This is a genomic window from Buchnera aphidicola (Lipaphis pseudobrassicae), from assembly GCF_005081185.1.
Lineage (GTDB): Bacteria > Pseudomonadota > Gammaproteobacteria > Enterobacterales > Enterobacteriaceae > Buchnera > Buchnera aphidicola_AD.
This window is the reverse complement of sequence record NZ_CP034870.1, coordinates 221,447-223,807: the sequence shown is the minus strand read 5'-3', so window position 1 is coordinate 223,807 and position 2,361 is coordinate 221,447. Positions and strand designations below refer to the sequence as shown.

The 2,361-nt window shown below is 23.1% G+C and carries 2 protein-coding genes and 1 pseudogene; 1 reads left to right on the top strand and 2 read right to left on the bottom strand.

All coding sequences use genetic code 11. The features are described from left to right. Positions 1 to 173: 173 nt before the first annotated feature. Positions 174 to 1,223, bottom strand: coding sequence for a GMP reductase (locus tag D9V70_RS01050; protein WP_158355923.1), 1,050 nt, complete (start codon positions 1,221 to 1,223; stop codon positions 174 to 176). 80 nt (positions 1,224 to 1,303) lie between these two features. Between D9V70_RS01050 and coaE the strand changes: the two genes are divergently transcribed. Then, on the top strand, positions 1,304 to 1,939 hold the full coding sequence (gene coaE / locus D9V70_RS01045) for a dephospho-CoA kinase (RefSeq protein ID WP_158355922.1): 636 nt from the start codon (positions 1,304 to 1,306) through the stop codon (positions 1,937 to 1,939). A 219-nt stretch (positions 1,940 to 2,158) separates the two neighbouring features. On the opposite strand, the pseudogene D9V70_RS03255 reads toward coaE, so the two are convergent. Next, positions 2,159 to 2,278: pseudogene (locus tag D9V70_RS03255) on the bottom strand (DNA mismatch repair protein MutT); the annotation flags it as partial. Positions 2,279 to 2,361 lie beyond the last annotated feature (83 nt).

Genomic DNA, 2,361 nt, shown 5'->3' with positions numbered 1-2,361 from the left:
ATACAATTATCATGAATAATTTTTTAATTAATTTACCAAAAAAACTTTATATGTATCAAAATATTAAATTTTCTAAAAATGAACTTCTAAAAAAAATCAATAAAATTAATTATATATAAATATAGTTAATTTTATTGATTTTATTAAAAGGAAATTTTTAAATATAATGTTTTTTATTCTTTAAAAATATTAAAAATACAATTTTCTTGCTCAGTAACTCTTATAAAAGTAGTTCTTTTTGTTAATTCTTTTAGTTTTTCTGCTCCAACATAAGTACAAGTTGAACGTAGCCCTCCTAAAATATCACTTATAGTAGAATCAACATTACCACGAAAGGGTATTTTTACAGTCTTTCCTTCAGAAGCTCGATACCCTCGTATTTCTCCTTCGTAACGTTTCATTGCAGAAATAGAACTCATTCCATAAAATAACATATATTTTTTAGATTTTTCTTCTATTATATCTCCTGTACATTCAGTATGACCTGAAAGCATACCACCTAACATAACAAAATCAGCACCACCACCAAAAGCTTTAGCAATATCTCCGGAAACAGAACATCCTCCATCGCTAATAATTTGACCATTTAAACCATGTGCAGCATCAGCACATTCTATAATAGCTGAAAGTTGTGGATAACCAACACCAGTTTTAACTCTCGTAGTACATACTGAACCTGGTCCAATACCTACTTTAACTATATCTGCACCAGAAATTATTAATTCTTCAACCATTTCTCCCGTAACAACGTTACCTGCACAAATAATTTTATCAGGAAAAAAATCTCTTACTAACTTTAAAAAAGAGACAAGGTATTCAGAATATCCATTAGCAACATCAATACAAATATATTTTAATTCAGAGGTAAATGAAAAAATTTTTTTAATCTTTATAAAATCATCTTTAGATGTTCCAATTGAGACAATTACATGATTTAATATATATTTCGAAGAAGAAAAAATAAAATTTTTCCATTCTTCAATAGAATAATATTTATGTACTGCAGTTAGTATGTTAAAATTGGATAAAGATTCTGCCATTTGAAAAGTACCTATCGTATCCATATTCGCAGCAATAATAGGAATTCCGGACCATGTAATAGAAGAGTATTTAAAAGAAAAAACACGAATAAGATCAACTTGAGAACGACTTTTTAATATAGAACGTTTTGGTCTAATTAAAACATCTTTAAAACCTAATTTAATATCTTCTTCAATACGCATAAATTTAGCATCCTAATTTAAATATACAATATAGATATTTAGATGTTAAAATAATTAATGATATTCATCATAAAAAAAATATGACTTACATTGTAGCACTTACTGGAGGTATTGGTAGTGGAAAAACTATAGTATCTAATAGTTTTAAAAAAATAGGTATCAATATTATTGATACCGACATTATTGCAAAAAATATTATAGAATATAATTATAATGTATCAGATGCTATTAAAAAAAAATTTGGAAAAAAAATATTAAATTCAAATAAATCAATTAATAGATCTATATTAAAAGAATATATTTTTAATAATAAAAATTATAGATTGTGGTTAGAAAATTTATTACATCCTAAAATTTATAAAGAAAGTCAAAATCAAATAAAACTTGTTAAATCTAATTGGTGTTTATGGGTAGTACCCCTGCTTATTGAGAAAAATCTAGAAAAGAAATCAAATAGAATACTTTTAGTAGATACACCTATAAAAACTCAAATAAAACGTATAATTAAAAGAGATAATATCAGCTTGCAAACTGCTAAAAAAATTATTGCATTGCAAGCTAGTCGAAAAAAAAGAATATCTATATCAGATGATATTATTAATAATAATGATATTTCTAAAATAAATAGACATGTTCATTGTTTGAATATTTTTTATTCATATTTATCAAAAAAAACCAAAATATATAAAAAAAATTATTTAACAAAATTTTATTAAAGTATGTAATTTATTCAGTTTATAAATGTATTTAAATATTTTTTATACAATAACATTAAAAATATTGATATCGTTTTTAAGAGCAACTAAAATATTAAAATTTGCTAATGGAAATTTATAAGGATTTAAATTATAAAAAAATTCCCACATGTAAAAATAACCTTCTTTACTATAAGGATCACCTTTCCATTTATATACTAAAAAAAAATATAACTTTAAAGTTTTCTTTAATTCAAAAAATTTATGACATTGAAAGAATTTAAATGTTGATATTGTAATTCCAACCTCTTCTAATAATTCTCTTTTTAGCGCATGTACTATATTTTCATGTTTTTTTATTTTTCCACCTGGAAATTCCCATAAATTTTTTTTATATTTTCCTTTTGTTATATAAATCTTTTTTTTTTATAATAATTCCAATT